The following is a 25,503-nucleotide window of genomic DNA, read 5'->3' as shown; positions in this document are numbered from 1 at the left end:
AGGGAGGTGTTCGATGAACGCCTACAGCCGCGCCAACCGCCGCATCTACGCGGCCTTGTCCGATCCCCTGTCGGCCACCCACCGGCACCGCCTCGACGATCTGCTCAAGCGCCACGACAACGGCAAGACGACCTGGCTGGCCTGGCTGCGCCAGTCGCCCGTCAAGCCGAACTCGCGCCACATACTCGAACACATCGAGCGCCTCAAAGCCTGGCAGGCGCTCGACCTGCCTTCCGGCATCGAGCGGTCGGTGCACCAGAACCGCCTGCTCAAGATCGCCCGCGAAGGCGGCCAGATGACGCCCGCCGATCTGGCCAAGTTCGAGGCACAGCGCCGCTACGCGACCCTGGTGCGCTCGCCATCGAGGGCATGGCCACCGTCACCGACGAAATCATCGACCTGCACGACCGCATCCTGGGCAAGCTGTTCAACGCTGCCAAGCACAAGCATCAGCAGCAGTTCCAGGCGTCCGGCAAGGCGATCAACGCCAAGGTGCGGCTGGCCACCTCGATCAAGCAGGGCACGGTGACGGCCTCGCTGATGCTCAGGAAACTCGGCAGCTACCCGCGCCAGAACGGCCTGGCCGTGGCGCTGCGCGAGCTGGGCCGCATCGAGCGAACGCTGTTCATCCTGGACTGGCTGCAAAGCGTCGAGCTGCGCCGCCGCGTGCATGCCGGACTGAACAAGGGCGAAGCCCGCAACGCGCTAGCCCGCGCCGTGTTCTTCAACCGGCTGGGCGAAATCCGCGACCGCAGTTTCGAGCAGCAGCGCTACCGGGCCAGCGGCCTCAACCTGGTGACGGCGGCCATAGTGTTGTGGAACACGGTCTATCTGGAACGGGCCTCAAACGCCTTACGCGGTCACGGCCAGACTGTCGATGACGCCCTGTTGCAGTACCTGTCGCCGCTGGGCTGGGAGCACATCAACCTGACCGGCGATTACCTCTGGCGCAGCAGCGCCAAGATCGGCGCGGGCAAGTTCAGGCCGCTACGACCGCTGCAACCGGCTTAGCGTACGATTTTTTCCGTTTTCTGAGACGTCCCCAATCAGTGCCGCATTGTCCTGGTCAAGGATCAGGGCGTGTACTTCCTCGCCGAGCGTGGGGAGCGTCGCCCGGATGGGCGCCAGGCACTGCTCGCCTACGCCGTCGGATGCAACCCGGACACCGACCCGTTCGATGACTGGTGGCACCTCGCCGGCCGCGAGCTGGGCGGCGATGACTTCGCGGAGTATTTCGACCCGAAGGACGGCCTGTTCACGCGCCTCCAGCACTCGGCGGACGATCTCGTGCTTTCCGCCACCGCCACGCACCTGTCCTTAGCAGTGGTGCCTCCCGCCTGACGCGGCAACCGCCTCGCAGCCCCCGCATCGGGGGCCTTCTTTTGTTCGCACCGCCGCCATCGCCGCGCGTGCGCGTTTGTCTCCAGCCGCCGAGGCACGCCCCGCCGGCCACAACGCCGGCATGCCACCGGAGACAACCGCATGAACACGCCATCGACCTCGCCGAGGCTGCACCTCCTACCGGTGTCGCTGCGCACGGCCAATGCATTCGTTCTGTCGCACCATCGCCACCACCGCCCGGTCCAGGGCGCGAAGTTCGCCCTGGCCGTCACGCTGAGCGACAGCGACCTGATCCACGGCGTGGCCATTGTCGGCCGCCCGGTCGCGCGGCACCTGGACGCTGGAAGTCACGCGGCTGTGCACCGACGGCACACCCAGCGCCTGCAGCAAGCTCTACGGCGCGGCCTGGCAGGCGGCAAGGGCGCTGGGCTACATACGCCTGCTCACCTACACCATGCCCGACGAAGGTGGCGCCAGCCTGCGCGCCGCCGGCTGGCGGCTGATCGGCGCGCGCGGTGGCGGCGCCTGGAGCCGTCCCGGCCGTCCGCGCGCCGATACCCCCGAGCACCTGCGCGGCGCCAAGTGCCTGTGACAGGCGCCGGGTGGCGCGGACAAAGGGAAGCGCCCGGGTGCCGATTGATTGCTGCCGCGCGCGCGAGGCCCCGCCATGCTGGCCCCATGCCTGCTGACGTCGTCAGCGACATGCCAGGCAACCATCGGTCTTCGAGGTTGCGGCGCAGTTCCCACTGCGTGACCGAGCCAGCTCGCACCGCATCCTTCCGCGAGCGGCCACCAGCCTCTGGTGGCGGATGCTTTCGCCTTATCAACCCACCGCGGGGTCACGCACCTTCCCCGCATGCGTGGGCCGGTGTGTCTCCGCTTCATCCCAATGGAGATTCACCATGAACACCACGTCCAACGAGAAATCGTATTTCGACCTCCACACCTCGGGCATCGGCTACATCCAGCGTGTCCGTGAAGTGCCCGTCCGGGGCGGCCGCCGTGCGCAGCCTTTCCTGGCATGCACCATCGCCGCGCTGGTCGGCCCCGCCCGGGACCCCAGCTACCGCTACTTCGACGTCAAGGTCTCGGGTGCCGAGGCCAAGAAGCTCGTTCAGCGCTACATCGGCGTTGACGATCCCAAGCAGCGCCCGCTGGTGCGCTTTCGCCTCGGTGACCTGTGGGGCGATGTGTACATCCGCGACAAGGGTGAGCAGAAGGGTCAGGCCGCCGCGTCCCTCAAGGCGCGACTGCTCAAGGCCGAACTGATCGACCGGGCCGAACTGGCTTCGATCGAGCAGCACGAGTTGATCACCCGCGGCATCGGCTATCTCAATCGTGTGAAGGACGTCACCCCAAAAGCTGGCGACTCGTTCCTCTCTTGCACCGTCGCGGCACTGGCCGGGCCTGTCGATGAACCGGAGTATCGGTACTTCGACACCATCGTCGCCACCCCGGAAGCCGAGCACCTGGTTCGCCGGTGCGTTCAGGCCATCGAGGGTGACCGCAAGGTGCTGATCGCCTTCCGTCTGAACGACATGAAGATCGATCCGTACATCCGCACCAAGGGTGAGCACGCCGGGGAACCGGCCGCCAGCCTGGAATCGACGCTGGTCCACATCGGTCTCATCAAGATCGACGGCACCCAGGTCTATCCGACGAGCCAGGCGCAAGCCGAGGCGCCGCCGGCCGAAGACGCATCCGCGTCCGAAGCCGACGATGCCATCGACACGGCCACCGAGCCCGCCGAGCGCGAGCCCGAGGCGCAAGTCCAGGAGCAGGAGCCGGCATTGGCTGCTTCGTTCTGATCCGGCACGGCCTCTCACGGGGCCTTGTCGCTTTTCCTCCCCACGTACGCCGCGTCCCCAGGACGCGTGCTTGCGCATTTCATCCCCCGAGTTCCGCGTGGTCTCACGGCCACGCGGTTGTCGAATTTCTCAAAGGAGATCAGCCATGTCTCTGGTATCCCGCTTTGCTCCGCAATCCCCGATCCTGCGCTCTGATCGCCCACTCTCGGACGACCGCATTCGTGCCGTCGTTCCGTCGATCTTCGCCGACGCTCCACATGGGAGCCGGTCCGATCGGTATGCCTACATACCGACCTCGACCGTGCTGACCAAGCTGCGCCAGGAGGGCTTCGAGCCCTTCATGGTGTGTCAGACGCGCGTGCGCAACGAAGACCGGCGCGAGTACACGAAGCACCTCATCCGACTTCGCCATGCAAGCCAGATCAACGGCGACGAGGCGAACGAGATCATCCTGCTCAACAGCCATGACGGCACGAGCAGCTATCAGATGCTCGCCGGCATGTTCCGGTTCGTCTGCCACAACGGCCTGGTTTGCGGTGACACCACCGCCGACATCCGCGTTCCCCACAAGGGCGACGTGGTCAGCCAGGTGATCGAAGGTGCCTACGGAGTCCTCGACGGCTTCGAGCGCGTGCAGAACGCGCGCGATGCGATGCGCACCATCACCCTCGATGAGGGCGAAGCGGAGGTCTTTGCAAACTCCGCGCTCGCACTCAAGTACGACGATCCAGCCAAGTCCACGCCTGTCACGGAGTGCCAACTGCTGGCACCCCGGCGATGGGACGACCGCAAGAACGACCTGTGGGCCGTCTTCAACCGCGTCCAGGAGAACCTCGTCAAAGGGGGCCTGAACGGACGCACGGCCAACGGCCGCAATCAGCGCACCCGTCCGGTGCAAGGCATCGACCAGAACCTGCGCCTGAACCGGGCGTTGTGGCTGCTGGCCGAAGGCATGCGCCAGCTCAAGGCGTGATGCCACGCGGACCTCGCCCACCTCGGGCGAAGCCATTTCCTCTCATCCACCGGGTGCCGTCGGCGGCCCGTCATTCATCATCAGGAGAACCATCATGGCAACCCCATTGGCACCCGAGAAATCGGTTGCGCCCATCGTCGTCCCCGGCCAGCTCACGCTGCGTACCATCCGCGGCAAGAACGGCCCGTTCACGGTTGGCCGCCTCGCCACGCACCTCGGTACGTTCGAGGTCAAAGACCCGGAGCTGGAGCAGTACCCCGAAGGCAAGTACGACGGGGAATTCATCATCAGGTACATCTTCCCGAAGTCCTATCCGGTCGGCGGCGGCATGCGGTTCGAGATCCGTGCCAGCCTCGACGGCATGACGCTCAACGGCATCGACAAACTCAGCCGCGACGAAGCCCGCAGCTTCGCCACCCAGGACGTCGATCCGCTCGATGAAGAGCAAGGGGCGCAGCCTGCGGCAACGCCGGCCAAGCCCACCAAAGCGTCCAGGCCCGCCAAGCCCGCACCCGTGCAGGCGTCCGCGGACCCGATGGTCGATACCACGCCCTTTGGCGTGGATGCGCCGCCACCTGCTGAGGCTGCTGCCCCCGGCAGCACCCAAGACGGTGACCCCGCGCTCTTCGGCCTGCTGTGGCCGCTGGGCGAGTCCGTGAAACTGGATTCGACCATCGACCGCCGCGCTTTGCGTGCACAGATCGTCCGCCTGGGCGAGCTGGGCTACGCGCTGGACTTCAAGACGCAGGAGTGGAGCCGCCAGGCCGAACTGCAACCTGCGTGATCGCAGACGCCGCATGCGCGGTGTTCTTCATCCACCCGCCGGGGTTCCTTCCCCATGCGGGGGAGGCCCTGGCCATCTTCTGGAGGTCTTCATCATGTCCACCATCGCTTGCGATATCCCCCGCTCCGCGCTGGATGAACCCGCGTGGCGGGCTCTCTGCGAGACGGCAGCCGCACAAGCCACCAAGGGTTGCGGACTGTCTCACGACTACTACGTCGAACGCTTCAGTTCGGCGATCGACGCGCAACTCGGTCGATTGCCCGAAGAACAGCGCGCACAGGCGCTGAAGATCGCACAGGAATGAGACTACGCAACACCGGCCGAACGGCAGGAAACCCAGGACTGGAATGCGGAGCACGGCTATTGCTCGCATGGGATCGAGTTCGGCAGCTGCCCGGCTGGTTGTGATCGCGACGATGACGACTGGGACTAAGGGCAAGGCATAGGTTTTCCTTCGCTGCACCTGCGGCATTCCATCACCCACTGGGGGTTCTTCCCCACGGGGAGGCCTCCAGCTCAACTTTTCGAGGAGGCCTCTCATGGGCTGGTATTTCTCTCCCCAATCGCGGTCTGAACTGATCGCGGAACTGATCGCACCACAGCAGACCGAGCGCGTCAGCGCGAAGGTTATCGCTCACGCATTGCGCAGCAACGTGCTGTGGTCCGTGGTCGAACTGACCGCCAAGGTCGAAGGTGTGCATCGTGATCTCGCGCCGGGCCAGTCCCTGCGCTACATCCGCTGCGATCTGCTGGAACGAAGCGGCAACCAGTGGGGCTACAAGCCGCTGGAAGAGTCCATGCATCCGTACTATTACTCGTGCCCGCTGTCCTATCTGGACCTCGCACCGGAGCAGTCCGCCGACTGGCGTGCAGGCGTTCGCGCCTACCACGCACGGCGGCGCACACCCACGGCTGTCACGGCACCCGCCGCGGCGCTGTTGGCCTGAGCCAGGAGGAACCGACATGGACCCGATCCTGGCTGCACTCCCGCTCTCGCTGTTGAAGCTCGTTGAAGGCAGTTTGTCCAACGACGAAGTTTCCTCCGACGAGGAAATGCTGGGGTACTTCATCGACAACGGCCTCACCGAGGAGCAGGCACGGCAGGCGCTGACCTACCGCGACCAGTACCTCAACAACATCTACCTGGACGGCTTCACGCCGATCACCGCGGTGGACGAGGCGCTTCACTTCAATCCGCACACCCAACAGTTCGAGCCGGACTGAGCGGTTTTCTTCCACCCCCTGGGGCAGTACTTGCCCCAGCGGGCGGTGCTGTTCCCGTTCATCCGAGGACACCACCATGCCCGCAAACACTTCTTCCACGCTGTACCGCATCGACGAATGCCCGGACGTGATGGCCGACGCCTGCGTCGGCGATGACCAGGGCAACCTGATCTTCCTGTCCATCTGGGCGCGGGACACCGCCGTCCAGCAGTTCCTTGCACGCCTGACCCTCGGGCGCGACGAGCAGGGACTGGACCAGTTCCACGTCATCACCGACCAGGGCGGCAGCGTCCCGGTATTCATCGGCAACGTCGATCGCCTGGAAAAGCGCATCACGCGCGCCTACCGGCGAACGCTGTTCGGTTCGCTGTCCAACGTGTGGCTGTTCGACCGGCGCTGCGTCAAGCCCGACAAGGCCAACGCCAGCGCATTGGCACTGCTGCCACGTGACAGCGCCCACCGGCTTGACCGCCTGTGGATGCTGGTGCGGGACACCTGCCCGTTGCCGCTGCTCGACCACTGGCGCGAGACCGTGCTGGAACTGCTGCAAAGCCGCGAGATGCTGGCCCGCCTTCCGTTCGCCCTCGGGCCGCTGGAAGGCCATCGGCTCGCCATCGACGTGCCGGCGCTGAGCTTGGCGCTGGGCTCCCTGATCCGCAGTGACGCGCTCACCGCCTATCCCTATCCGGCCAAGATTTGGACGCCGGAAGCGGTAGCGGCTTGACCCACCCTCGGAGGCACGCCTTGGCGTGCTTCCGTCATTCATCCCCGCCAACCAGGAGACTTCCATGGCTCTCATGTTCCCGCGGCTCGCCCGCAATTTCGCCAAAAATGGGTACTACCCGACCGACGAACCCACGCTCGAAAGAGCCCTCAACGCACTGATGCCCAGCGACGGGCCGATGTGCATCCTCGATCCCTGCGCCGGTGAAGGCGTGGCAATCGCCGAAGCCTCTCATGCCCTCGGGCGCGAACAGACCAAGGCGTTCGCCGTCGAATTCGACGCCGAGCGGGCGCGCCATGCCCGCGGCCTGGTCGATCACTGCCTGCACGCGGACCTGATGGACACGATGATCTCCAAGCAGTCCTTCGGACTACTGTGGCTGAATCCACCGTATGGCGACCTGTCCAAGGACGTCAACGGCAACATCGGCTATCAGGGCCAGGGCCGTGCCCGCCTCGAAAAGCTGTTCTATCAGCGTTCGCTGTCGCTGTTGCAATACGGCGGCGTGCTGGTCTTCATCGTCCCCGGCTACGTGCTCGACGCGGAGCTGGTCGGCTGGTTGACGCGCCACTACACCGATCTGCGTATCTACCGAGCGGTGGAAACGCAGTTCAAGCAGGTGGTGATCTTCGGCCGCCGGGTCCGTCAGCGGGAGCTGGCACCCGATGGCGTCAAGGCCGTGCGCAATCTGCTGCTGCAGGTTGGGCTTGGCGAAGTCGAAGCCGAGGAACTGCCGAGCGAATGGCCGTTCCTGCCGTACATCGTCCCCGCCAGTCCGGCCGAGCCGGAGCATTTCTTCCGCGTGACGATGGAGCCCGAACAGTTCGCCGACGAGGTTGGCCGGCTGCAAGGCCTTTGGCCGTCGCTGGACACGCACTTGGGGACCGCGCAGCAGTCGCTGCGTCCACCGGCGCGGGCCTTGTCCCACTGGCATCTCGCCCTGGCTCTGGCCGCGGGCGCGATCTCCGGCGTCGTGCGCTCCCAGACGGGGCGCGTGCTCGTCGTCAAAGGTGACACCCACAAGGACAAGACGCTCCAGCGGGAATTCACCGAACGCGAAGACGGCTCCATCGCCGAGACACGCATCCTCACCGACAAGTTTGTGCCCGTTATCCGCGCGTGGGACATGACGCCTGGCTCCCCGACAAGGGGCGAGGTGCTGACCATTCGCTGATCCACCGGACGCGCTGCCGTCCTGCTGTACCACATCGAAGGAGAAACACCATGTTCCCCAATCCGTTCAAGCGGCCTGCGCCGCGCAAGCAACCCTTGTTCGCACCGAGTACGTTGAAGTTGAGCGAGAAGGTGCATTGGCTGGCTCGGCGAGGCCTGATCGACCCCTTGGCCTATGTCCAGCGCCATGTGCGCGGGGACTGGGGCGAGATCGATGAGGCCACCCGCCAAGCCAACGACGTCGCAATCCAACAGGACAACCTGATGATCTCCCAGTACCGGATCACGCCGGAACTGGTGTTGCTCGTGAAGACCAGCGAAGACCACCAGACCACGGTGGTCCAGCTTCCCGAAGAGCGCGACCTGATCTGAAGGCGCCGCCTCGTCATCCCATCCACTTGACGGAGCCACTTCACTCCGCCAGGGGTGTCGTGGCTCAATAGCCTTTCAAGGAGGAGCCCATGGCATCGCATCGCATCGAAACCTACTGCCAGAGGCTGGCGTTCCCCATCGGGGCGCTCATCTTCAGCCGAGGCATTGATCGCCTTGTCCGCGCGGGTCGCCTGGACCCGATTCCGTACTTCAGGCGCCACACCCGTGGCGACTGGGGTGACGTCAACGTCTGCCAATGGCACGCCAACGGCGTTGCACTTCAATCGGGCGCGTCGCTGGAATCGCACTATGTGATCCACCCGGGACTCGCCATTCGCATCATCACCGATGCGGGGCGCAGCGTCACTGCCATCGTGCTGCCGTCCGAAGACTGAGCACGGTTCACCCGCAGGCCACTCAGGCCAGCATCTTCAACCACCTTCGGCCGCGCGCCGATTTCCTTCCCACCACGGGGCATGCCATTGCCCCGCTGGGGGTGGTGCATGCCCCATTTTTCATTGGAGCATCACAATGTCCTTCGATCTCGAAACCACTGCCGCTGACGCCGCGCCCGTACAGGGCGAACTGCTCGACGCGGAATCATCCCCTCTGACCCTGAGCCTTCAGGATTTCGTCGGCGAGTTCGGCGACGAACTGCTCGACGCCCTCAACAGCGCCAACCCGCCTGTCTATACCGGCCAACCGCAGGCGCACCGGCAGCTCATCGTCGCCAGCCTCAAACGCAAGCTGTTCCCGGCCCAGGCCGAAGTCGTCCACGCCGCCGCCGAGCTGCTGATCGACCGTGGCGAACGCGCCGCGATCGTCAATGGCGAGATGGGCTGTGGTAAGACGACCGTTGGCATCGCCGCGGCCGCCGTGCTCAACGCCGAAGGCTACCGCCGCACTCTGGTCCTGTCGCCACCGCACTTGGTTTACAAGTGGCGGCGGGAGATCCAGGAGACGGTGGCCGGCGCCAAGGTATGGGTGCTCAATGGGCCGGATACGCTCGTCAAGCTCCTCAAGCTGCGTGAGCAGTTGGGCGTGCAGCCCACGGGCCAGGAGTTCTTCGTCCTGGGGCGCGTCAGGATGCGGATGGGTTTCCACTGGAAGCCCGTCTTCACCCAGCGGCGCACCCGCCACGGCGACGTGGCGGCCTGCCCGGACTGCGGCACGGTCATCACCGACCTCGACGGCGAGCCGGTCAACCCGGTCGCGCTCGAAGCCGAGGAGTACCGCAGGAAGTGCAGCCATTGCGCTGCGCCCCTGTGGACGCTGATCCGCCCGCGCAGCCTGTCCGGCAGCGACCAGTCCTCGGCCGTCCTCAAAGCCCTGAAGCGCATCCCGACCATCGGGGAAGTCACTGCGCAGAAGCTGATGCAGAAGTTCGGTGACGGCTTCCTGGCCTCGATGCTGGGCGACAACATCCACGAGTTCATCAACCTCATGGATGGCAACGGCGAGCTGGTGTTTTCCGACCGTCAAGCCACGCGCATGGAACGTGCGATGGCCAACATGGAGTTCGGCTTTGGCGAGGGCGGTTATCAACCCTCGGAGTTCATCAAGAGGTACTTGCCGCAAGGTACGTTCGACCTGCTCATCGCTGATGAAGCGCATGAGTACAAGAACGGGGGCAGTGCCCAGGGCCAGGCCATGGGCGTGCTGGCGGCGAAGGCTCGCAAGACCTTGCTGCTGACTGGCACGCTGATGGGCGGCTACGGTGATGATCTTTTTCACCTGCTGTTCCGAGCCCTTCCGGGGCGGATGATCGAAGACGGCTACCGCCCGACCACGAGCGGCAGCATGACCTCGGCTGCGATGGCGTTCATGCGCGATCACGGGGTGTTGAAGGACATCTACTCCGAGAGCACCGGCACGGCGCACAAGACGGCCAAGGGCACCAAGGTATCGGTGCGCACGGTCAAGGCCCCGGGCTTCGGCCCCAAGGGCGTCTTGCGCTGCATCCTGCCATTCACGATCTTCCTCAAGCTCAAGGACATCGGCGGCAACGTCCTGCCGCCGTATGACGAGGAGTTCCGTGAAGTCGCGATGGACACGGCGCAAGCCGCGGCCTACCGCGATCTGGCGGGTCGGCTGACCGCCGAGCTGAAACAGGCTCTGGCGCGACGCGATACGACCTTGCTGGGTGTGGTCCTCAACGTGCTGCTGGCCTGGCCGGATTGCTGCTTCCGGTCGGAGACCGTGGTGCATCCGCGCACGCGCAACACCTTGGCGTTTGTCCCGGCTCAGTTCAACGAGTTCGAGATCAGCCCCAAGGAGCGTGAGCTGATCGACATCTGCAAAGAGGAGAAGGCGCAGGGCCGCAAGGTCCTGGCCTACACGGTCTATACCGGCACGCGCGACACCACGTCGCGCCTGAAGGTGTTGCTGGAGCAGGAAGGCTTCAAGGTGGCGGTGCTGCGCGCGAGCGTGGATGCCAGCCGCCGCGAAGACTGGATCGCCGAGCAACTGGACCGTGGCATCGACGTGCTCATCACCAACCCCGAGTTGGTCAAGACGGGGCTGGACCTGTTGGAGTTCCCGACGATCGTGTTCATGCAGTCGGGCTACAACGTGTACTCGCTCCAGCAGGCGGCACGCCGCTCCTGGCGCATCGGGCAGAAGCAGCCCGTGCGTGTGATCTACCTCGGCTACGCCGGTTCCTCGCAGATGACCTGCCTGGAGCTGATGGCCAAGAAGATCATGGTCTCGCAGTCCACCTCGGGCGACGTGCCCGAATCCGGGCTCGATGTCCTGAACCAGGACGGTGATTCCGTCGAGGTCGCACTGGCCCGGCAGCTTGTCGCCGCATGACACGTTCCACTTACGGCCCTTCGGGGCCGTTTTTTTTGCCGCTCCCGGTAAATCGGACGCTGCCTGGTTCGCATTGTTTGCTGCCGCTCGCGGCCTGAGCGGCGATGGTGAGGGCTGGATGTTTCAGGACGCCGAGCTATGTGCCCCTCTCCACCGTGGTTTCACTATCCCGAACGCCGCCTTCTGGCGGGATTTCTCGGCCTGCTGTGGTCGGTGCTGGCCGGTGGCTGCGCGACGACGACTGCGCCGGTCGCGCCCGACACCATCGCGGAAGTCTTGGCCGCGCCTGAACCCGAGGCTTCCGAGTACATCCCGGTCGTGCGCTACGCCCGCTACACACTGGTCGAACTGGCACCCATGGCGGCGCAGCGCGACCTGTTGTTGCAGACCATCGACGTGTCCATGCCCGAGGATGCCCGCGCCACGGTCGGGGATGGGCTTCGGCACGTGCTCAAACGCAGCGGCTATGGCCTGTGCCAGACCGCGCATGCCGTGATCGAGCTGTACGCGCTGCCGTTGCCGGCGGTACACCTGCACCTCGGCCCCATGACCTTGCGCGATGCGCTGCTCACGCTGGCTGGCCCGGCCTGGGAACTGCACGCGGATGACCGCGCACGGCAAATCTGCTTCGAGCGGCCCGGCGATCGCGCGGTCGCCGAGTCCCCATCCGAGCCACCCGCCACCGAGGCGGTGCAGACGTTCCCGCTGGCACCCATGGTTTCGGGAGGCCAGCCATGAACGCCCCGCAACCTGCCCAGCGATCGACCGCCGCCGTGGTGGTGCAGAGCCTGATGTGGCTCTGGTTGATCTTCCTCAGCGTCTTGGCGGCCCTGGGCTACCAGGCCCTCAGCGACCAGGCCGACCAGGAGCGGCTGGATTCCCGCCTGCAACGCCTGGAAGCGCAGGCAACTGGCTTGGCCGAGACGATCGAGGCCATCCAGCAGCGCCCGGCCGTCGCGACGGACGCTGACCTCAAAGACACCCGCCAGATTCTGGAAGCACGCGCGGCCCAGGTCGAGAAATCTCTCAGTGGCTACGCAGCGGCCGACGACCTCCAGGCGCTGCGCGCGGAGGTCGAGCAGATCAAGGCGCGCCAAGCCGCCGCGCGTGCCACCGCACCCGCCCAGCGGCGCGCATCGCGCACGTCCGCCGCCTCCAAGACCGAGCTGCCGCCGCTGCCATTCCGCGTCGTCGGCGCCGAACTGCGCGCCGGCCAGCGCAGCGTGTCCGTCGCGCCGAGCATCGGGGACTTCACGCCCGCCCAACTTCAGGTGCTGCTGCCCGGGGATGCGGTCGGCCCGTGGCGCCTGCAGGCGATCGAGGGCAACACCGCAGTGTTCCAGGCCGGCAACCAGACCCGCCGCGTGGCGATTCCCTGACCGGAGCACCCCATGAAGCCGTCGATCCTCCTTTTCGCGGTCCTGGTGGCGTCGTCGCAATGGCCCGCCTGGGCGCAGCAGCCCGCAACGACCTCGGCGCGCAACGCACAGAGCCAGGAGCGCCCGCTGGCCGCCCGCGTGCTGGACGACCGGGTGGCAACCGAATGGGGCTTGCAGCCACAAGAATGGGCACGCTACCGCGAGCTGATGGATGGGCCGCTGGGTATCTACTCGCCCAACCTGGACCCGCTGTCCGCCCTGGGCATCGAAGCTCGCACGGACGAAGAACGGCGCCGCTATGCGGAACTGCAGGTGCAGGTGGAAGCGCGCCGCGTCGAGAAGCTGCTCGCCTACCAGCGCGCCTACGACGAGGCCTGGCAGCGCCTGAATCCGGGGATGCAGCGCGTGAACCTGCCCGACGACAAGCCGGGCGCCGGCCCATCCAGCAGTCCCTTGCGCGGCAGCGGCCGCATGGCGGTGTTCGTCAAGGACGGCTGCGCAGCCTGCGGACAGCTCGTGCAGCGCCTGCAATCCTCGGGCGCGGAGTTCGACCTGTACATGGTGGGCAGCCGCCAGGATGACGCGCGCATCCGCGACTGGGCCAAGCGCGCGCAGATCGACCCGGCGCGCGTGCGCGCCGGCAGCATCACGCTCAACCACGACGGCGGCCGCTGGCTGTCACTGGGCCTGCCCGGCGATCTGCCCGCCGCCGTGCGCGAAGTGAACGGCCAATGGCAGCGCCAGCCGTAGCCATGCCCCTGCGCGCACTGGTGCTCACTGCCGGCCTGTATGCCGTTGCCGCCCTGGCCCAGGAGGTTCCGCCACCGGCTTACCAGCTTGCCGCCCAGCGCGCAGGCATCCCCTCGACCGTGCTCTACGCCGTGGCCTTGCAGGAGAGCGGCATCCGGCGCAACGGGCGCCTGGTGCCGTGGCCGTGGTCCCTCAACGTCGCCGGCCAGTCGCGCCGCTTCGCCACGCGCGCCGACGCCTGCGCTGGCCTGCAGCAGGCGATGCGCGCCACGCCGCACACGCGCATTGATGCGGGCCTGGGCCAGATCAACCTCGGCTACCACAAGCACCGCTTTACCGGCGCGTGCGACCTGCTGGATCCGTATCGCAACCTGGCCGTTGCCGCCGAGATCCTGAAGGAGCAGCACACCCCCGGCGAGGACTGGCTGCTGGCGATCGGCCGCTACCACCGCCCCGCAGGCGGCGAGCCCGCCGCCCGCTATCGGCGCAGCGTGTCGCGCCACCTTGCCCGCGTGCAGGGCACGCGACCAGCCGCCGCGGTCCTCGCGGCGCGCCAGGAGACCTCCCCATGACGAAACCCCATCCCGCCCATCTCGCGTTCACGGGCCTACTCATGCTGCTGTCAGGCCTGCCGCTGGCCTCGCGTGCCGGCGAGCCACTGATCGTTGTCGAGGACCGTGGCGGCACGTCGGCATTGCCGTACTACGAAGCCCTGAATCTCCAGCCGCGCGCCAACGCACCGGCGCGGCCGTCCATCCCGACGCCCCAGGTTCCTGCCACACGGGCGGACGAAGCCGCGATGCTGCCGGTGCGCAGCGCCAAGCTCACGCCCGGCACCGTCGCGCGACGGGTGATCGAAGCGCCCGGCCTGCGGCCGTTCGTGGTCATCGGCGACGACGAGGCTTCCCGGGCCTGGTTGCAGCGCCGCGCCGCCGCTTTGCGCGAACGTGGCGCGGTCGGCCTGGTCGTCAACGTCGAGACCGCGCAGGGCCTGGCGCGGCTGCGCGCCCTGGTGCCGGGCGTGCCGCTCGCGCCCGTGGCCGGCGACGACCTGGCCGATCGCCTGGGCCTGCGGCACTACCCGGCGCTGATCACGGCCACCGGCATCGAGCAATGAAGCCATGTCGGGCAAACAGCCGGTCGAGGTTCTGCTACGCCCAGCGGTGGAGCTATACACCGTCGCGGCGTGTGCAGGCGCCGCGTTTCTGTGCCTGGTGGCCCCATGGTCGCTCGCGCTGAGCCCGGCCATGGGCATCGGCAGCGCCTTGGCGTTCGGCGCCTACGGCGCGATCCGCTACCGCGATGCCCGCATCATCCTGCGCTACCGGCGCAACATCCGCCGTCTGCCGCGTTACGTGATGACCAGCAAGGACGTGCCGGTCAGCCAGCAGCGCCTATTCGTGGGGCGCGGCTTTCTCTGGGAGCAGAAGCACACGCATCGGCTGATGCAGACGTACCGGCCCGAGTTCCGCCGCTACGTCGAGCCGACGCCGGCCTACCGGCTGACCAGGCGCCTGGAGGAACGGCTGGAATTCGCGCCATTGCCGCTCTCGCGCCTGCCGAAGCTCACCGGCTGGGACGCGCCTTTCAACCCCGTGCGCCCGTTGCCGCCTGTCGGCGGCCTGCCAAGGCTGCACGGCATCGAGCCCGACGAAGTGGACGTCAGCCTGCCGCTGGGCGAGCGCGTCGGGCACTCGCTGGTGCTGGGCACCACGCGGGTGGGCAAGACGCGCCTGGCCGAGTTGTTCGTCACGCAGGACATCCGCCGCAGGAATGCTGCCGGCGAGCATGAGGTCGTCATCGTCATCGACCCCAAGGGGGATGCCGATCTCTTGAAACGGATGTACGTCGAAGCCCAGCGCGCTGGCCGCGAAGGCGAGTTCTACATCTTCCACTTGGGCTGGCCGGAAATCAGCGCCCGCTACAACGCCGTGGGCCGCTTCGGTCGGATCTCGGAAGTGGCGACACGCATCGCGGGGCAGCTCTCCGGCGAAGGCAACAGCGCGGCGTTCCGCGAGTTCGCATGGCGCTTCGTGAACATCATCGCCCGCGCCCTGGTGGAACTGGGGCAGCGCCCGGACTACATGCTGATCCAGCGCCACGTCATCAACATCGACGCGCTGTTCATTGAGTACGCCCAGCACTACTTTGCCAAGACGGAGCCCAAGGCCTGGGAGGTGATCGTCCAGATCGAGGCCAAGCTCAACGAGAAGAACATCCCAAGGAACATGATCGGGCGCGAGAAGCGTGTGGTGGCGCTGGAGCAATACCTCTCCCAGGCGCGCAACTACGACCCTGTGCTCGATGGCCTGCGCTCGGCGGTGCGCTACGACAAGACCTACTTCGACAAGATCGTTGCATCGCTGCTGCCGCTGCTGGAAAAGCTCACGAGCGGCAAGATCGCCCAGCTCCTGGCGCCGAACTACTCCGACCTGGCCGACCCGCGCCCGATCTTCGACTGGATGCAGGTCATCCGAAAGCGGGCCATCGTCTATGTGGGTCTGGATGCGTTGTCTGACGCCGAGGTCGCCGCAGCGGTCGGCAATTCGATGTTCTCTGACCTGGTTTCGGTGGCCGGACACATCTACAAGCACGGAATCGACGATGGCCTGCCCGGCGCAGTGGCTGGCGCTCGCGTGCCGATCAACGTGCACGCGGACGAATTCAATGAACTGATGGGCGATGAATTCATCCCGCTCATCAACAAGGGCGGCGGTGCCGGCCTGCAAGTCACGGCGTACACGCAGACGCTCTCGGACATCGAGGCCCGCATCGGAAATCGCGCGAAGGCCGGCCAAGTGATCGGGAATTTCAACAATTTATTCATGTTGCGCGTGCGCGAGACGGCCACCGCGGAACTGCTGACGAGGCAGTTGCCGAAGGTCGAGGTCTATACAACCACCATCGTCTCGGGCGCGACGGACAGCTCAGACATCCGCGGCGCGACGGATTTCACGTCGAACACCCAGGACCGCATCAGCATGGCCAGCGTGCCGATGATCGAGCCGTCACACGTCGTCGGCCTGCCCAAGGGCCAGTGCTTCGCGCTGCTGCAGGGCGGCCAGCTCTGGAAGGTGCGTATGCCGCTGCCGGCGCCGGACCCGGATGAAGTGATGCCGGCGGACCTGCAGCAACTGGCCGGGTACATGCGCCAGAGCTACAGCGAGGCCACGCAGTGGTGGGAGTTCACCAGCTCGTCGGCCTTGCAGGATGCGGCCTTGCCCGACGACCTGCTGGACGATGCCGCTGCGGCCGAGCCCGGCGCGGTGGCCACCGGCGCCGACGATGGCGCGGGCAACGAGGCCGTGCCATGAAGGATGCCGCCTCGACCGCGCAGCGGGAGCAGAACCATCGCCAAGGCTTGATCGTCGGCACCATCACCTTACCGTTCCGGCTGCTCGGGGTGCTCATTGGCTCGCTGCTGTTCTCGATCGTGGTGGAGTGCGCCGGCATGCACCTGTTCTGGAAGGACCAGGGCTGGCGCCACTCCCAGCAGATGCTGCGGTACGAACTCGGGCACCTGTCCAACCACTTCACGCGCAGCGTGGTGGTACAGGAGCCCGGGCGCACGGCGCACGAGTTGGTGGATACCGGGTACGAGTGGGTGTTCGTGCGCTCGGGGTTGCTGGAGCGCATGAGCCAGACCGCCGAGCGCGTCCGCGCGCCCAGCCACGGGCAGAGCCGCAACTTCCGCTACTACATCAGCCAAGTCTATGTCTGGGCCGAAAGCTACCTGATCGCTGCGGCCTTCACGACGCTCACCTTCCTGGTGCGCCTGCTGGTCCTGGTGCTCACGCTGCCGCTGATCCTCACGGCGGCATTCGTCGGCCTGATTGACGGCCTGGTGCGACGGGATGTGCGCCGGTTCGGCGCGGGCCGCGAATCCGGCTTCATCTACCACCGCGCGAAGGCCAGCCTGATGCCGTTGGCCGTGCTGCCTTGGGCCACCTATCTCGCTCTGCCCATATCGGTGCATCCTCTGGTCATCCTGCTGCCCAGCGCGGCGTTGCTGGGGATGGCAGTCAGCCTGACCGCAGGCAGCTTCAAGAAGTACTTATGAGGTGACACGGGCGGCACGGCTCTGCAAAGCCGTGTGCCGTTCATCGGTTCTGCAGGGTATCAAGAGCAGCATCCAACGCCGTAACCGCCTCGACGACCGTTCTTACCGTCGCCCGATCAAACTCATGATCGCGCTGAGCGTCGTGCACACCGCTATTGAGGTAACCCCATTCAATACTCGTACCGCTGACATTGAGCAGCCGGACCAACGCCCCTACGGCATCCGGCGCACCCGCATGTTGCGCCGCGATACGCTCGACGGCCGACCGCAACTTGGTGCATTTATTGTTCAGCTCCCAAGGCGCGCGGGGCCCGCTCAGCTTGATGTCGATCCGGCCGTCCGCCCGCCGACCCAGCCACGTCCACAGGCGGTCCGTCAGACTCTCCAGCGCCGGCCGGGCCTGACGCAGTGCCTCGCGTTTCTCGTCAGCCGCCAACGCCTGCTGGGCCAGAAGAACATAGTTCTTCGCTGGCGGGTCGCTGTCGACCCGCAGTTCGTGCTCTCCCTGATGCGGGAGAAACTTGTAGCGCTTAATGGCCGCGGCGCGGCGCACGCCCAACTCCTGCTGGATGCGGTGCAGGAACTCCTCTGCGTGCGAGGTGAGGATAACCTGCTTGCCGTGGAGCAAACCGTCCTCGAAGAAGGTACGCCAGATGCCATCGCGATGGTCGTCGTCGATCGCGTTGACGACGTCATCGAATATGACCACGGGGCAGCCCTGCGCGAGGTTCTTGGCAAGCAGAATCGCCAGGCCCAGGCATTTGATGTGCCCTTCGCTGAAGACGATCAACGCGTCGTAGCGCGCGCCCGGCTCGCCGGCGAACTCCACCTCGATCTTGCCGTTCTCGGCCACGGGCAACCACAGCGCGTGCAGCAGATCGCCGGGCGGATCGGCCCGGTTGAATGCGTTGTAGAGATGGCGGGCTTGGTCTCCCAGCCCCTGTAGCAGAACCCCCGGCAGAGCGGTCAGGTATGCCTGAATCTCGGGCAGGAAACCGTCGTAGGCGGCCTTGACCCGCTGATGGTGCACCACCACCGGCATTTCGTCCGTGGCCGCCTGGATCAGGCCGCGGTTCGCGTCGTCGAATTGGGCCACGGTTTGGCGGGCGGCCGCCAGCTCCTGATCCGCAGTCGTGCGCATGGTCCGCAGCCGTTCGATCTCCAGCTGATGCTGTTGCAGGCGGTCCCGCTCCTGGGCCATCGCGCCGCGCTGGGCATTCACGTCGCGCGCCTGCGCGTCGAAGCCTTCGATGATCTGTGCGATCCGTAAGAGGGCTTGCCAGGCGCGCTGGTCCCCATTCACCCCGCCGCCGAGCCAATTGCCCGCCGACGTGGGAGGCAGCAGTGGCAGGCCCGCGGCCTGCGATTCGGCAGGACAAGCGACCCCAGCCGCCGCCACCACGCGGCGCATTTCGTCACACAGCGCTCGGACCGCCTCGCTCAACTGTGTCCGATGCCCGGCCTCCTGCTGCTGCAGGACGGCCAGTTGCGCGAGCTGCTCCAGGCCCATTCGCGCCCTGGCGAACGGGTCCTGCGCCACGGCGGCCAGTTCGGTTCCACATGCCGGACACGCGGTCGCCCCGTCCGCCAACGCTTGCACGGCCTCGTAGAGCTTCGCGTACGACACCTCGCCGGCGCGGGCCGCGAGTTGCGCGGAAGACGCTTGCCACAGTCCCTGGACGCGGTAGGCCTCTGCCAGCAACGCTTGCAGGCGGGCCTGGGTCACCTCGTGAATGGCAGGCGGGTTGGCGTCCAGCTGAGCCTGGACATACGGTAGCCGTCCTTGCTGCTGCGGCGTACCCAGCAGCCAGTCCACGCAGGTTTGATAGGTCGCGCCAGGTGACATGCGCTGCGCCAAAGCTTGTTCCAGGCCCTCGACCGCTGCGATCTTCTGCGGGTAGGCGGCGATGGTCTGTTCGGAGTTCGCCAACTGCAGGCGACGCTGCGCCAGCTGCGCCGCCTGCACGCCGGCAAGCATCAGGTCCTGATCGAGCGAGGGGTTGAAGCCGCGCACGAACTCGCTGAACTGGTCCACGCCGAACAGGGTGGCGATGAGCTGGCGCTGATCGCTCGGGGTCCGCGCGGCGATTCGGGCGAAATCGTCGAGGCGGTTCTTCTCGATGAAGCAGAAGCGATACTCAGCTTCGTCGGGCTGGACGGCCTGCGCCTCGCCCGCCGCCGTAGACGACAGGACTGGCGCGATGTGGCGGCGCAGGCGAGCGTTGTTGCAGTACGTCCGCTGGTCGACCCGCTTGGCCTGCGCTTCGCTGATCGAACCGAGCATCGCCACTTCCAAGGCTTCGCAGAAGCTGCTCTTGCCGGTGCCGTTGGCACCGTAGACCAAGGTGATGTCATGGCTGAGGTCGAACGTCTCCTGCCGCATGAATCCTCGAAACGGCCCGACTTCGAGCTGGTGCAGTCGCCCGAGCGCCGGCCCGTTTTCGGGGCCGCGCGCGTCCCCGTCGTAGGCGACAGGCATCTGCGCCAGATGCGCGATGGCCAGCGGCGCCAAGCGCGTGGAGCGCCCCCGGCGTGCAGCACCGACCTCGGCCAGTGGCTGCAGGTGATCGAGCACCAGGTGCGCCAGCCGGCGCACGTCGTCGTGCACGTGCCGCTGCGTCAAGTGCGCCAGGAACCGGTGGTACTCCGAACGTATGCTTGCCACAGCGACCCCTCACTTGGTCAACCACTGACCGTAAGCCTCCACATCGATCATGGGGACCGTTCCACTGAACTGAAGCTGCGCGATCAGCTTGAAAAGAAACGCGGTCGCCGGCTTGTTTTCGTTGGTGTAGCTGTACGCGCCGCTGGCTTGGTCATAGAAAAAGTGCCCGTGGGCGGCAACGCATCCGATGTCCAGACGCCCCTCGGTGAGGTTTGCGTTCAGCGCCTTGTCCATGGATGGGCCCAATGCAGGACTCCATTCGCTCTCGAAGGTGAGCAAGCCACCCAGAATCGGAATCAACGGCTTCGCTGGGTAGGTCCCGCCAGCGTGCGGGATCGGCAGGCTCGTGCGGTGCAGCCTGCGCACACTGGCGACCTTCTCCTGGGCATAGGCCACAAGCCCCGCGTCAGCCGTCTGCTTGGCCTCGAACACGGCGTACACGCTTTCGGCTGGAATGATCGTCTCGTTCTCGTAGGTGAAGATAAAAGGCGAATATTGCCGATCAAACACCACCACATCGATCTGCTGGCTGAAGTTCCCCAGGCTGTCCACCACATGCGCCTTCGCCGCCTGGTACCGTTTGGGCAGATAGGTATCCAGCATGTCGATCCAGACGTTCTCGCTCGCATCCCCCTTCGTACCCGGGTGACCGAAGGTCTTGCGTACTACGGACAAGCGCTGCTGGATGTCTTCATGCAGGGACGACAGGAGCTGGGAAAGCGACCACTGGGACATGCTGTACCTCGATGGGACGTGTATGGAAGCCGATGGAATCAGGACAGTGGGAACTTGGGGCCAAACAGTGCGCGCCAGGCGCGAAGCGCTTCGATATTGCGACCACGACGCGCGTGGTCGATGGCGATGCTTGCGTCCTGGCTCGCCTGGAACAGCAGCTGCTGCGCGCGCTGCTTGCGCGCGGCATCCATATCGTTGCTGATCGCCGGGCCAAGTCCGGCGGGATCCGGCCACTCGTCATGAACACGATCGGCAAGCGTGGCAAAGAACGACTGGATCTCGCGATCGAACGATCCTCCCCAGCCGCCGTAAAGACACTCAAGGGCCATTACCTCGATCAGGAACGAGGGCTTCACCGGCTTCTGATCGCCGTGCTTGGGATTGTTGTTCCAGTACTTCACCATGCGCACGAGACCTTTCCACTCATTGCCATAGGCTTGGTGCGCTGCGGTCGCCTTGTCCTTATGGATCTCCGGGTCCGTCTTGATCCACTTTCCGGACGCCGTATCGGGGATCTCATACTGGTCGCCGGTGTCGAATGCGGGCACCGCATCCACGCTGACCACCCGGTAGTCCGTGTTGTCCTCCGCGTCGATGTGAACACCGAAATCCACGTTGATCGAGCGCGCCTGTTTGCGCACGGCCGCCGAACCGTATTTCTCCACCAATGCAGAGTGGAAATCATCCAGCACTACCGATGCGGCCTTGCCGTGGTAATGCTTCTCCGAGTCCTTCAGCACGAAGAAGATGTCGATATCCTTGAGCGGCTTCGTCTTCGTGTATCGAGCATAGGACCCGGTCAGGAAGCTGCGCGCAATGCCGAACTTGGTCTGCAGGTAGTCCCGCACTTCGTTCTGGCGTTGCGAGGCATTCTTCTGTTCGCGTTCGTTGAGTTCCAGACGCGACTTGAACTTGCGAAAAGCTTCATCGATCGACAGCATCAGCGTTGCCTCCAATATCCGGCCTGACCCGCCAGGCCGCTGTGTTCGACAGTCGAGCCTAGGCTCTGCTTGACCATTCCATCCGTCGAGCGATAACTTCCTTTGCTCCACCCCTCCACATCAGGCCGCCCTGGCTTTGTATCGAGCATTAACTTGTACTTGGCCTGCGATGGCAGCAGCCCAGCTTTCTTGATCGCGTACTTCAACTGCTCGGTATCCGTCCAGAAGCTGCCGTCGCCATCGGACCACCCATACACGATGTCGATATCCCATCGGGTCACGAGTTTGTCGGTTGCCGGGTTGTAGATCTCCAGAATCACCTTGCGCAGATCACCGGTCCCGAGCCACGTCTTGATGGCTCGGGTATTGCTCTCCCAGCGATCCGCGAAGTGCTCGGGGTCCAGCCCACTGAGCAGGATGATGTCTTTCAAGCTCTTGAGGATGTTGTCGGTCACATAGGTAACCGAGTGCGTGTACGAGTAGGTGGCGACGGTGCTCATGACTTGAGGAAACCTCCGAGGTCGAGCGACAGCGCTTGTCCAGCATCGGCCTGCGCCTGCGTGGCAATTCCTTGGCTCAAGTCCCGTGCAATGATGCGAGAACTGTGCTTTTTGAGCGCGGTTTGCACCCAGCCGAGCTGCTCCTTCGGACACGGCAGCGAGACTCCCCAGTCTCCCTTCAACGGCTCGAACCCCAAGACTTCTTCGTTGGCATCATCACCATCGATCGCGTCTTCGTCGAAGAGGCAGTAGATCCTGGTCCGTGGTCCATCGCATGTCGCAACGATGGGCGCGCTCTTGGGTGCCTGGTCGGCGATCAAGCTGGCGGCCACGCCCGCCACGGCCCTGAGTTCAGAGCGAGCCGTGCCGTCCTTGCCCTGAGTGAGCAGTTCGACAATGGCATCCCACGTCTGCAACGCATCGCGGTGCGGCGAGCTGCGAAACGTCCGGCTGACAACGGTGGTCATTTTTGCTTCCCTCCTTGAAGGCGCATTTGCGTTGCCTGTCGTATCGCACTGCGCAGGTGCTCTACGGAAAGCTTGTTCGGATCGATAGCCACTTGCGGGTCGGCCGCGAGGGCGTTGGCTACGACCTTGCGAATGGCCCGACCATCCAATCCGACGCACTCGCCAGCGCACGCGTCGAACTGGTGAGCCGAGGAAAGCTTGCCAATCCCCGGAAATGTCTTTGCCAGGCCATTCAGGCAGTCCACCAGGATCTGCTTGCAGGCATCCTTGCCGGGCAGTGGCACCTCCATCACCATGTCGCAACGAGATAGGAAGGCACTGTCGACGGCCTGTGGGAAGTTGCTGGTGGCCACGAACAGCAGATGCGGGTTGCGTTCGGCCAACATGTCCAACTGCACCAACACCGCGTCGGTGGCCCGGTGCACATCAACCGGGTTGGCTTCCAGGCTGAGCTTGGCTCGATCAGCCGCAAGCGTTTCGACCTCGTCCAGAAGGACGATCGTCGGGCCCGCCGCTGCGGATTCTGCGATCGATTGCGAGAACAGGTCTGCCACGGCGCGTTGAGTCTTTCCCATTGCAGAGCTCGTCAGCGTGTGAGGCTCTACTTCCAGCAATCGAAACTTCGCAGAAGAAAAAGATTCGGCCACACGATGCGCCAAGCCCCGTGCCAAGGAGGTCTTCCCAGTCCCCGGCGGGCCGACCAACAAGATCACGCCGTGCAGGGGGAGTACCGTGCGCTCCACCTTGGGGCGCACCGTGAAGTTGACGATCGCCTGTGACAGCAACTGCTTCTTGAGAGCTTCGTCCATGACGATGGAATCCCACAGGGCGCCCAGCGACGTGTCCGGCAGCTTCCAGCTTCGATGGATGCCTTTCGGCAAAGTGGCGTCTGATGAAGGATTCTTGGTCATCCGTGGCTCTCGGCGGGTCAGAGAATGGTGCGATAGGTCGCCAGCACCTTGGTCGTTTGCACAAGGCCCTGGCGCAGCAGGATTTCGAGATAGCGGTCCACCTCGATCGGCGGATGCTTGAGTTGGGCACGCTGGCGCTGCGCAGCCGACACCACGGCGGCCGCGTCCAGATCCAGTAGGTTGTCCACAAACTCATCGGGGTGCTGCGATTCGATGCCGTACGGAGCCAGCAGATCGTTCGGGAAATCCCGTTCGTTGAACGTCACAATCACGCTCGCACCGCAGCGAATCGCCGCAGCCAGGACGTGCCGGTCGTCCGGATCGGGCAATGTCAGGCCTGCCACGAGCGCTTCGTAGCCCTCCACCAAGCCGTCCGGAATTGCCCGGTCCATGAGATCCGACGTCCTGTCGACCTGAACCCGGGTGAGATCGGGGCGGTTGATCAACAGGTTGCGTTTCCACTCCTCATGAATGGCTTGGCTCCACCGCGCCCGGAAGCGGCCAGACAGGCCGAGCCACATCAGGAAATCCCGCAGTGGCGCGGGATATAGAACGCACGCGTCGTAGACGGCGGTGAATGGGGAATGCCTCATTCGTATCCCATTCCCAACTCTTGCGACTGCTGAGCGAGTTCGGCCATCGCCTGCTCACTGGCGCGCTCGCGCGCTTCCTTGTACTGCATCAGATCGGCGAACCTCACCCTGCGGTGCTTGCCGGTGCGATGAAATGCCAACACCCCATCTTCGAGCAGCTTGACGAAATGGGGACGGGACACGTTGAGCAAGTCCGCCGCCTCTTGGGTCGTCAGCTCTGCATGGACGGGCACCACCTTTACTGCATTGCCATCGGCCAACTCGGCCAGGATGTCGACCAGCAGGCGTAAAGCCGAGGTAGGCAGTTCCACCTGATGAGCCTGTTTGTGGTCATCAAAGATCTGGATGTGCTGCGTCTCGAACTGGGTTGCGAGGTAAGCCGCCAAGGCACGTTGACCCTGGACGGCTGCCTTCACCTCTCCCGCGGCGGGAAGGGTCATCTTGGATTGGGCAGTGGCGGTGGTCATGGGTAGCTCCTAAGCGAAAACGGTTGCAGAGCCGATCATATTCGAAATACTCGAAAAACGCAATAATCGAAGCGCGACCCGTGCTTTTGTAGGTTCGCTCGCAGCATGCCCAATCCGGTCGTCCGCCAGTTCCTATTGTTTGCGGCCTGAAACAGCCCTGATCTCCACGATCAACCCATTGCTGATCACACAGGAATGGCGCGATGGTGGCTTCGATCTGGCTGCGCGCCGCGCATCGCGGCGTGCCCACTTGTTTCGTGACGGCCCTCGTGCTGGGCCAGTCCCCGATGGCATTGGCCGAGTCCCCGGCGCAGCGCCAGGAGTTGGTCGCCGCGCTGCGCCAGCTCGACGCGCTGGAACGCACCGTCGCGGACAGCGCCGCGCATGCCCCCATCCAGCCGGGCGAGCGCTACCACTTCGATTACCCACGGCTGCTGGCTGACCTGGCGCGCGTGCGCGCCGGCATCCAGTTCCACCTGACGCCATCACGCGCTCAGCCGCGCGACCCCTCCGAACTGGCCGGCGACTACCGCACCGAGCGGGCCGCTTCGCCATCGCCGAAGACGACTGCGGAGGGCGAGCAATGAACGGCGCCCAGGTCTCGGCATTTCAAGCCAACAGCGGTATCGCGCCTTCCGCGATGGCGACCGTCCTGGTCGGCGTCGTGTTCGCGGTCCTGCTCGTGTGGGGCGTCTGGGCCATCCGAACGGCCTATGTGGGGTGGTCCGAGAGCCGCCTCAACCAGCGCCAGTTCCTCGGCGTCTGCATCCGCTTCGTCGCGATGTACCTCGTCCTGAGTTTCTTCCTCCTGTCCTGACATGAAAG

At 65.3% G+C, this 25,503-nt stretch carries 30 protein-coding genes and 2 pseudogenes; 24 read left to right on the top strand and 8 right to left on the bottom strand.

Features of this window, described 5'->3' with window-relative positions; translation table 11 throughout:
* Positions 1-13: 13 nt before the first annotated feature.
* From ACMZPQ_RS06000 to ACMZPQ_RS05895, 22 genes and pseudogenes are all read left to right on the top strand, one after another.
* Positions 14-529 (top strand): Tn3 family transposase, encoded by a 516-nt coding sequence (locus ACMZPQ_RS06000; protein ID WP_003098931.1) that lies wholly within the window; start codon positions 14-16, stop codon positions 527-529.
* Positions 493-1,011 (top strand): annotated as a pseudogene (locus tag ACMZPQ_RS05995) (Tn3 family transposase); the annotation flags it as partial. The gene ACMZPQ_RS06000 and the pseudogene ACMZPQ_RS05995, both read left to right, overlap by 37 nt.
* 45 nt (positions 1,012-1,056) lie before the next feature.
* On the top strand, positions 1,057-1,341 hold the full coding sequence (locus ACMZPQ_RS05990) for a DUF3085 domain-containing protein (RefSeq protein WP_031629745.1): 285 nt from the start codon (positions 1,057-1,059) through the stop codon (positions 1,339-1,341).
* Positions 1,342-1,482: 141 nt separating this feature from the next.
* Positions 1,483-1,933 (top strand): annotated as a pseudogene (locus ACMZPQ_RS05985) (XF1762 family protein).
* A gap of 310 nt (positions 1,934-2,243) precedes the next feature.
* Positions 2,244-3,149, top strand: coding sequence for a DUF3577 domain-containing protein (locus tag ACMZPQ_RS05980; protein WP_003098919.1), 906 nt, complete (start codon positions 2,244-2,246; stop codon positions 3,147-3,149).
* Between the two features lie 145 nt (positions 3,150-3,294).
* Complete coding sequence (locus ACMZPQ_RS05975; RefSeq protein ID WP_003098915.1) at positions 3,295-4,122, top strand: DUF932 domain-containing protein; 828 nt, start codon at positions 3,295-3,297, stop codon at positions 4,120-4,122.
* Positions 4,123-4,216: 94 nt separating this feature from the next.
* Positions 4,217-4,906 (top strand): DUF3275 family protein, encoded by a 690-nt coding sequence (locus tag ACMZPQ_RS05970; RefSeq protein WP_003098913.1) that lies wholly within the window; start codon positions 4,217-4,219, stop codon positions 4,904-4,906.
* Positions 4,907-5,000: 94 nt separating this feature from the next.
* Positions 5,001-5,210: a hypothetical protein gene (locus tag ACMZPQ_RS05965; RefSeq protein WP_003098911.1), complete on the top strand. Its 210-nt coding sequence runs from the start codon at positions 5,001-5,003 to the stop codon at positions 5,208-5,210.
* A 235-nt stretch (positions 5,211-5,445) separates the two neighbouring features.
* The gene (locus ACMZPQ_RS05960) at positions 5,446-5,853 is read left to right on the top strand and encodes a hypothetical protein (protein ID WP_003098908.1); all 408 of its coding nucleotides are present in this window, start codon (positions 5,446-5,448) and stop codon (positions 5,851-5,853) included.
* A 16-nt stretch (positions 5,854-5,869) separates the two neighbouring features.
* Positions 5,870-6,130, top strand: coding sequence for a hypothetical protein (locus ACMZPQ_RS05955; RefSeq protein WP_003098905.1), 261 nt, complete (start codon positions 5,870-5,872; stop codon positions 6,128-6,130).
* Positions 6,131-6,206: 76 nt separating this feature from the next.
* The gene (locus ACMZPQ_RS05950) at positions 6,207-6,854 is read left to right on the top strand and encodes a hypothetical protein (RefSeq protein ID WP_003098901.1); all 648 of its coding nucleotides are present in this window, start codon (positions 6,207-6,209) and stop codon (positions 6,852-6,854) included.
* 40 nt (positions 6,855-6,894) lie between these two features.
* Complete coding sequence (locus tag ACMZPQ_RS05945) at positions 6,895-8,028, top strand: DUF6094 domain-containing protein (RefSeq protein ID WP_254917107.1); 1,134 nt, start codon at positions 6,895-6,897, stop codon at positions 8,026-8,028.
* A gap of 50 nt (positions 8,029-8,078) precedes the next feature.
* On the top strand, positions 8,079-8,399 hold the full coding sequence (locus tag ACMZPQ_RS05940) for a hypothetical protein (protein WP_003098896.1): 321 nt from the start codon (positions 8,079-8,081) through the stop codon (positions 8,397-8,399).
* Positions 8,400-8,488: 89 nt separating this feature from the next.
* Positions 8,489-8,794 (top strand): hypothetical protein, encoded by a 306-nt coding sequence (locus ACMZPQ_RS05935; RefSeq protein WP_003098895.1) that lies wholly within the window; start codon positions 8,489-8,491, stop codon positions 8,792-8,794.
* Between the two features lie 136 nt (positions 8,795-8,930).
* Complete coding sequence (locus tag ACMZPQ_RS05930; protein ID WP_003098893.1) at positions 8,931-11,210, top strand: helicase-related protein; 2,280 nt, start codon at positions 8,931-8,933, stop codon at positions 11,208-11,210.
* 138 nt (positions 11,211-11,348) lie between these two features.
* Complete coding sequence (gene pilL2, locus ACMZPQ_RS05925) at positions 11,349-11,948, top strand: PFGI-1 class ICE element type IV pilus protein PilL2 (protein WP_003098890.1); 600 nt, start codon at positions 11,349-11,351, stop codon at positions 11,946-11,948.
* Positions 11,945-12,589, top strand: a complete 645-nt coding sequence (locus ACMZPQ_RS05920; protein WP_003098888.1) for a PilN family protein — start codon at positions 11,945-11,947, stop codon at positions 12,587-12,589. Before pilL2 ends, ACMZPQ_RS05920 begins: the two co-directional genes overlap by 4 nt.
* Positions 12,590-12,601: 12 nt before the next feature.
* Positions 12,602-13,339, top strand: coding sequence for a TIGR03759 family integrating conjugative element protein (locus tag ACMZPQ_RS05915; RefSeq protein ID WP_003098886.1), 738 nt, complete (start codon positions 12,602-12,604; stop codon positions 13,337-13,339).
* Positions 13,340-13,341: 2 nt separating this feature from the next.
* The gene (locus tag ACMZPQ_RS05910; protein ID WP_003050289.1) at positions 13,342-13,911 is read left to right on the top strand and encodes a transglycosylase SLT domain-containing protein; all 570 of its coding nucleotides are present in this window, start codon (positions 13,342-13,344) and stop codon (positions 13,909-13,911) included.
* Complete coding sequence (locus ACMZPQ_RS05905) at positions 13,908-14,456, top strand: integrating conjugative element protein (protein ID WP_003109779.1); 549 nt, start codon at positions 13,908-13,910, stop codon at positions 14,454-14,456. Before ACMZPQ_RS05910 ends, ACMZPQ_RS05905 begins: the two co-directional genes overlap by 4 nt.
* Before the next feature lie 4 nt (positions 14,457-14,460).
* The gene (traD, locus tag ACMZPQ_RS05900) at positions 14,461-16,653 is read left to right on the top strand and encodes a type IV conjugative transfer system coupling protein TraD (RefSeq protein ID WP_003116813.1); all 2,193 of its coding nucleotides are present in this window, start codon (positions 14,461-14,463) and stop codon (positions 16,651-16,653) included.
* Positions 16,650-17,399, top strand: a complete 750-nt coding sequence (locus ACMZPQ_RS05895; protein ID WP_003105620.1) for a TIGR03747 family integrating conjugative element membrane protein — start codon at positions 16,650-16,652, stop codon at positions 17,397-17,399. The genes traD and ACMZPQ_RS05895 overlap by 4 nt, the downstream gene beginning before the upstream one ends.
* Before the next feature lie 40 nt (positions 17,400-17,439).
* Here ACMZPQ_RS05895 and ACMZPQ_RS05890 read toward each other — a convergent pair whose 3' ends face one another.
* The 8 genes from ACMZPQ_RS05890 to ACMZPQ_RS05855 form a co-directional block, all read right to left on the bottom strand.
* A complete protein-coding gene (locus tag ACMZPQ_RS05890) occupies positions 17,440-20,007 on the bottom strand; it encodes an AAA family ATPase (RefSeq protein WP_003105622.1) in 2,568 nt (855 codons plus the stop codon).
* A gap of 66 nt (positions 20,008-20,073) precedes the next feature.
* Entirely contained in the window at positions 20,074-20,799 is a 726-nt protein-coding gene (nucC, locus tag ACMZPQ_RS05885) for a CBASS effector endonuclease NucC (RefSeq protein WP_003050273.1), read from the bottom strand.
* A gap of 38 nt (positions 20,800-20,837) precedes the next feature.
* Positions 20,838-21,740, bottom strand: a complete 903-nt coding sequence (locus tag ACMZPQ_RS05880; protein WP_003105624.1) for a CBASS oligonucleotide cyclase — start codon at positions 21,738-21,740, stop codon at positions 20,838-20,840.
* Complete coding sequence (gene cap7 / locus ACMZPQ_RS05875; RefSeq protein WP_003090159.1) at positions 21,740-22,240, bottom strand: type III CBASS phage resistance system CD-NTase-associated protein Cap7; 501 nt, start codon at positions 22,238-22,240, stop codon at positions 21,740-21,742. Before cap7 ends, ACMZPQ_RS05880 begins: the two co-directional genes overlap by 1 nt.
* Positions 22,237-22,707 carry a type III CBASS phage resistance system CD-NTase-associated protein Cap8 gene (gene cap8 / locus ACMZPQ_RS05870; RefSeq protein WP_003105626.1) on the bottom strand — a complete coding sequence of 157 codons (471 nt, stop codon included), beginning with the start codon at positions 22,705-22,707 and terminating at the stop codon, positions 22,237-22,239. The genes cap7 and cap8 overlap by 4 nt, the downstream gene beginning before the upstream one ends.
* Complete coding sequence (cap6, locus tag ACMZPQ_RS05865; RefSeq protein ID WP_003105629.1) at positions 22,704-23,618, bottom strand: CBASS system CD-NTase-associated protein Cap6; 915 nt, start codon at positions 23,616-23,618, stop codon at positions 22,704-22,706. The genes cap8 and cap6 overlap by 4 nt, the downstream gene beginning before the upstream one ends.
* A 17-nt stretch (positions 23,619-23,635) precedes the next feature.
* The gene (locus ACMZPQ_RS05860; RefSeq protein WP_003109777.1) at positions 23,636-24,211 is read right to left on the bottom strand and encodes a PIN domain-containing protein; all 576 of its coding nucleotides are present in this window, start codon (positions 24,209-24,211) and stop codon (positions 23,636-23,638) included.
* Positions 24,208-24,678, bottom strand: coding sequence for a helix-turn-helix domain-containing protein (locus ACMZPQ_RS05855; RefSeq protein WP_003050245.1), 471 nt, complete (start codon positions 24,676-24,678; stop codon positions 24,208-24,210). The genes ACMZPQ_RS05860 and ACMZPQ_RS05855 overlap by 4 nt, the downstream gene beginning before the upstream one ends.
* Before the next feature lie 203 nt (positions 24,679-24,881).
* Here ACMZPQ_RS05855 and ACMZPQ_RS05850 point away from each other — a divergent pair, with 203 nt between their 5' ends.
* Positions 24,882-25,265, top strand: coding sequence for an integrative conjugative element protein, RAQPRD family (locus ACMZPQ_RS05850; protein WP_003105635.1), 384 nt, complete (start codon positions 24,882-24,884; stop codon positions 25,263-25,265).
* Complete coding sequence (locus tag ACMZPQ_RS05845) at positions 25,262-25,495, top strand: TIGR03758 family integrating conjugative element protein (RefSeq protein WP_003050225.1); 234 nt, start codon at positions 25,262-25,264, stop codon at positions 25,493-25,495. The genes ACMZPQ_RS05850 and ACMZPQ_RS05845 overlap by 4 nt, the downstream gene beginning before the upstream one ends.
* Positions 25,496-25,503: the final 8 nt, after the last annotated feature.

This window comes from Stenotrophomonas maltophilia (assembly GCF_047497515.2).
Taxonomy (GTDB): Bacteria; Pseudomonadota; Gammaproteobacteria; order Xanthomonadales; family Xanthomonadaceae; genus Stenotrophomonas.
Note: the sequence above shows the minus strand (reverse complement) of the source record. Positions and strands in the feature narration are given on the sequence as shown.

Coding starts and splice junctions, on each gene's coding strand:
- cap8 (WP_003105626.1), bottom strand. CDS start 22,707: ATGACCACCGTTGTCAGCCGGACGTTTCGCAGCTCGCCGCACCGCGAT.
- ACMZPQ_RS05895 (WP_003105620.1), top strand. CDS start 16,650: ATGAAGGATGCCGCCTCGACCGCGCAGCGGGAGCAGAACCATCGCCAA.
- ACMZPQ_RS05930 (WP_003098893.1), top strand. CDS start 8,931: ATGTCCTTCGATCTCGAAACCACTGCCGCTGACGCCGCGCCCGTACAG.
- nucC (WP_003050273.1), bottom strand. CDS start 20,799: ATGTCCCAGTGGTCGCTTTCCCAGCTCCTGTCGTCCCTGCATGAAGAC.
- pilL2 (WP_003098890.1), top strand. CDS start 11,349: ATGTGCCCCTCTCCACCGTGGTTTCACTATCCCGAACGCCGCCTTCTG.
- ACMZPQ_RS05915 (WP_003098886.1), top strand. CDS start 12,602: ATGAAGCCGTCGATCCTCCTTTTCGCGGTCCTGGTGGCGTCGTCGCAA.
- ACMZPQ_RS05970 (WP_003098913.1), top strand. CDS start 4,217: ATGGCAACCCCATTGGCACCCGAGAAATCGGTTGCGCCCATCGTCGTC.
- cap7 (WP_003090159.1), bottom strand. CDS start 22,240: ATGAGCACCGTCGCCACCTACTCGTACACGCACTCGGTTACCTATGTG.
- ACMZPQ_RS05960 (WP_003098908.1), top strand. CDS start 5,446: ATGGGCTGGTATTTCTCTCCCCAATCGCGGTCTGAACTGATCGCGGAA.
- traD (WP_003116813.1), top strand. CDS start 14,461: ATGTCGGGCAAACAGCCGGTCGAGGTTCTGCTACGCCCAGCGGTGGAG.
- ACMZPQ_RS05905 (WP_003109779.1), top strand. CDS start 13,908: ATGACGAAACCCCATCCCGCCCATCTCGCGTTCACGGGCCTACTCATG.
- ACMZPQ_RS05845 (WP_003050225.1), top strand. CDS start 25,262: ATGAACGGCGCCCAGGTCTCGGCATTTCAAGCCAACAGCGGTATCGCG.
- ACMZPQ_RS05950 (WP_003098901.1), top strand. CDS start 6,207: ATGCCCGCAAACACTTCTTCCACGCTGTACCGCATCGACGAATGCCCG.
- ACMZPQ_RS05880 (WP_003105624.1), bottom strand. CDS start 21,740: ATGCTGTCGATCGATGAAGCTTTTCGCAAGTTCAAGTCGCGTCTGGAA.
- ACMZPQ_RS05920 (WP_003098888.1), top strand. CDS start 11,945: ATGAACGCCCCGCAACCTGCCCAGCGATCGACCGCCGCCGTGGTGGTG.
- ACMZPQ_RS05850 (WP_003105635.1), top strand. CDS start 24,882: ATGGTGGCTTCGATCTGGCTGCGCGCCGCGCATCGCGGCGTGCCCACT.
- ACMZPQ_RS05965 (WP_003098911.1), top strand. CDS start 5,001: ATGTCCACCATCGCTTGCGATATCCCCCGCTCCGCGCTGGATGAACCC.
- ACMZPQ_RS05955 (WP_003098905.1), top strand. CDS start 5,870: ATGGACCCGATCCTGGCTGCACTCCCGCTCTCGCTGTTGAAGCTCGTT.
- ACMZPQ_RS05855 (WP_003050245.1), bottom strand. CDS start 24,678: ATGACCACCGCCACTGCCCAATCCAAGATGACCCTTCCCGCCGCGGGA.
- ACMZPQ_RS05860 (WP_003109777.1), bottom strand. CDS start 24,211: ATGAGGCATTCCCCATTCACCGCCGTCTACGACGCGTGCGTTCTATAT.
- cap6 (WP_003105629.1), bottom strand. CDS start 23,618: ATGACCAAGAATCCTTCATCAGACGCCACTTTGCCGAAAGGCATCCAT.
- ACMZPQ_RS05940 (WP_003098896.1), top strand. CDS start 8,079: ATGTTCCCCAATCCGTTCAAGCGGCCTGCGCCGCGCAAGCAACCCTTG.
- ACMZPQ_RS05910 (WP_003050289.1), top strand. CDS start 13,342: ATGCCCCTGCGCGCACTGGTGCTCACTGCCGGCCTGTATGCCGTTGCC.
- ACMZPQ_RS05975 (WP_003098915.1), top strand. CDS start 3,295: ATGTCTCTGGTATCCCGCTTTGCTCCGCAATCCCCGATCCTGCGCTCT.
- ACMZPQ_RS05935 (WP_003098895.1), top strand. CDS start 8,489: ATGGCATCGCATCGCATCGAAACCTACTGCCAGAGGCTGGCGTTCCCC.
- ACMZPQ_RS05980 (WP_003098919.1), top strand. CDS start 2,244: ATGAACACCACGTCCAACGAGAAATCGTATTTCGACCTCCACACCTCG.
- ACMZPQ_RS06000 (WP_003098931.1), top strand. CDS start 14: ATGAACGCCTACAGCCGCGCCAACCGCCGCATCTACGCGGCCTTGTCC.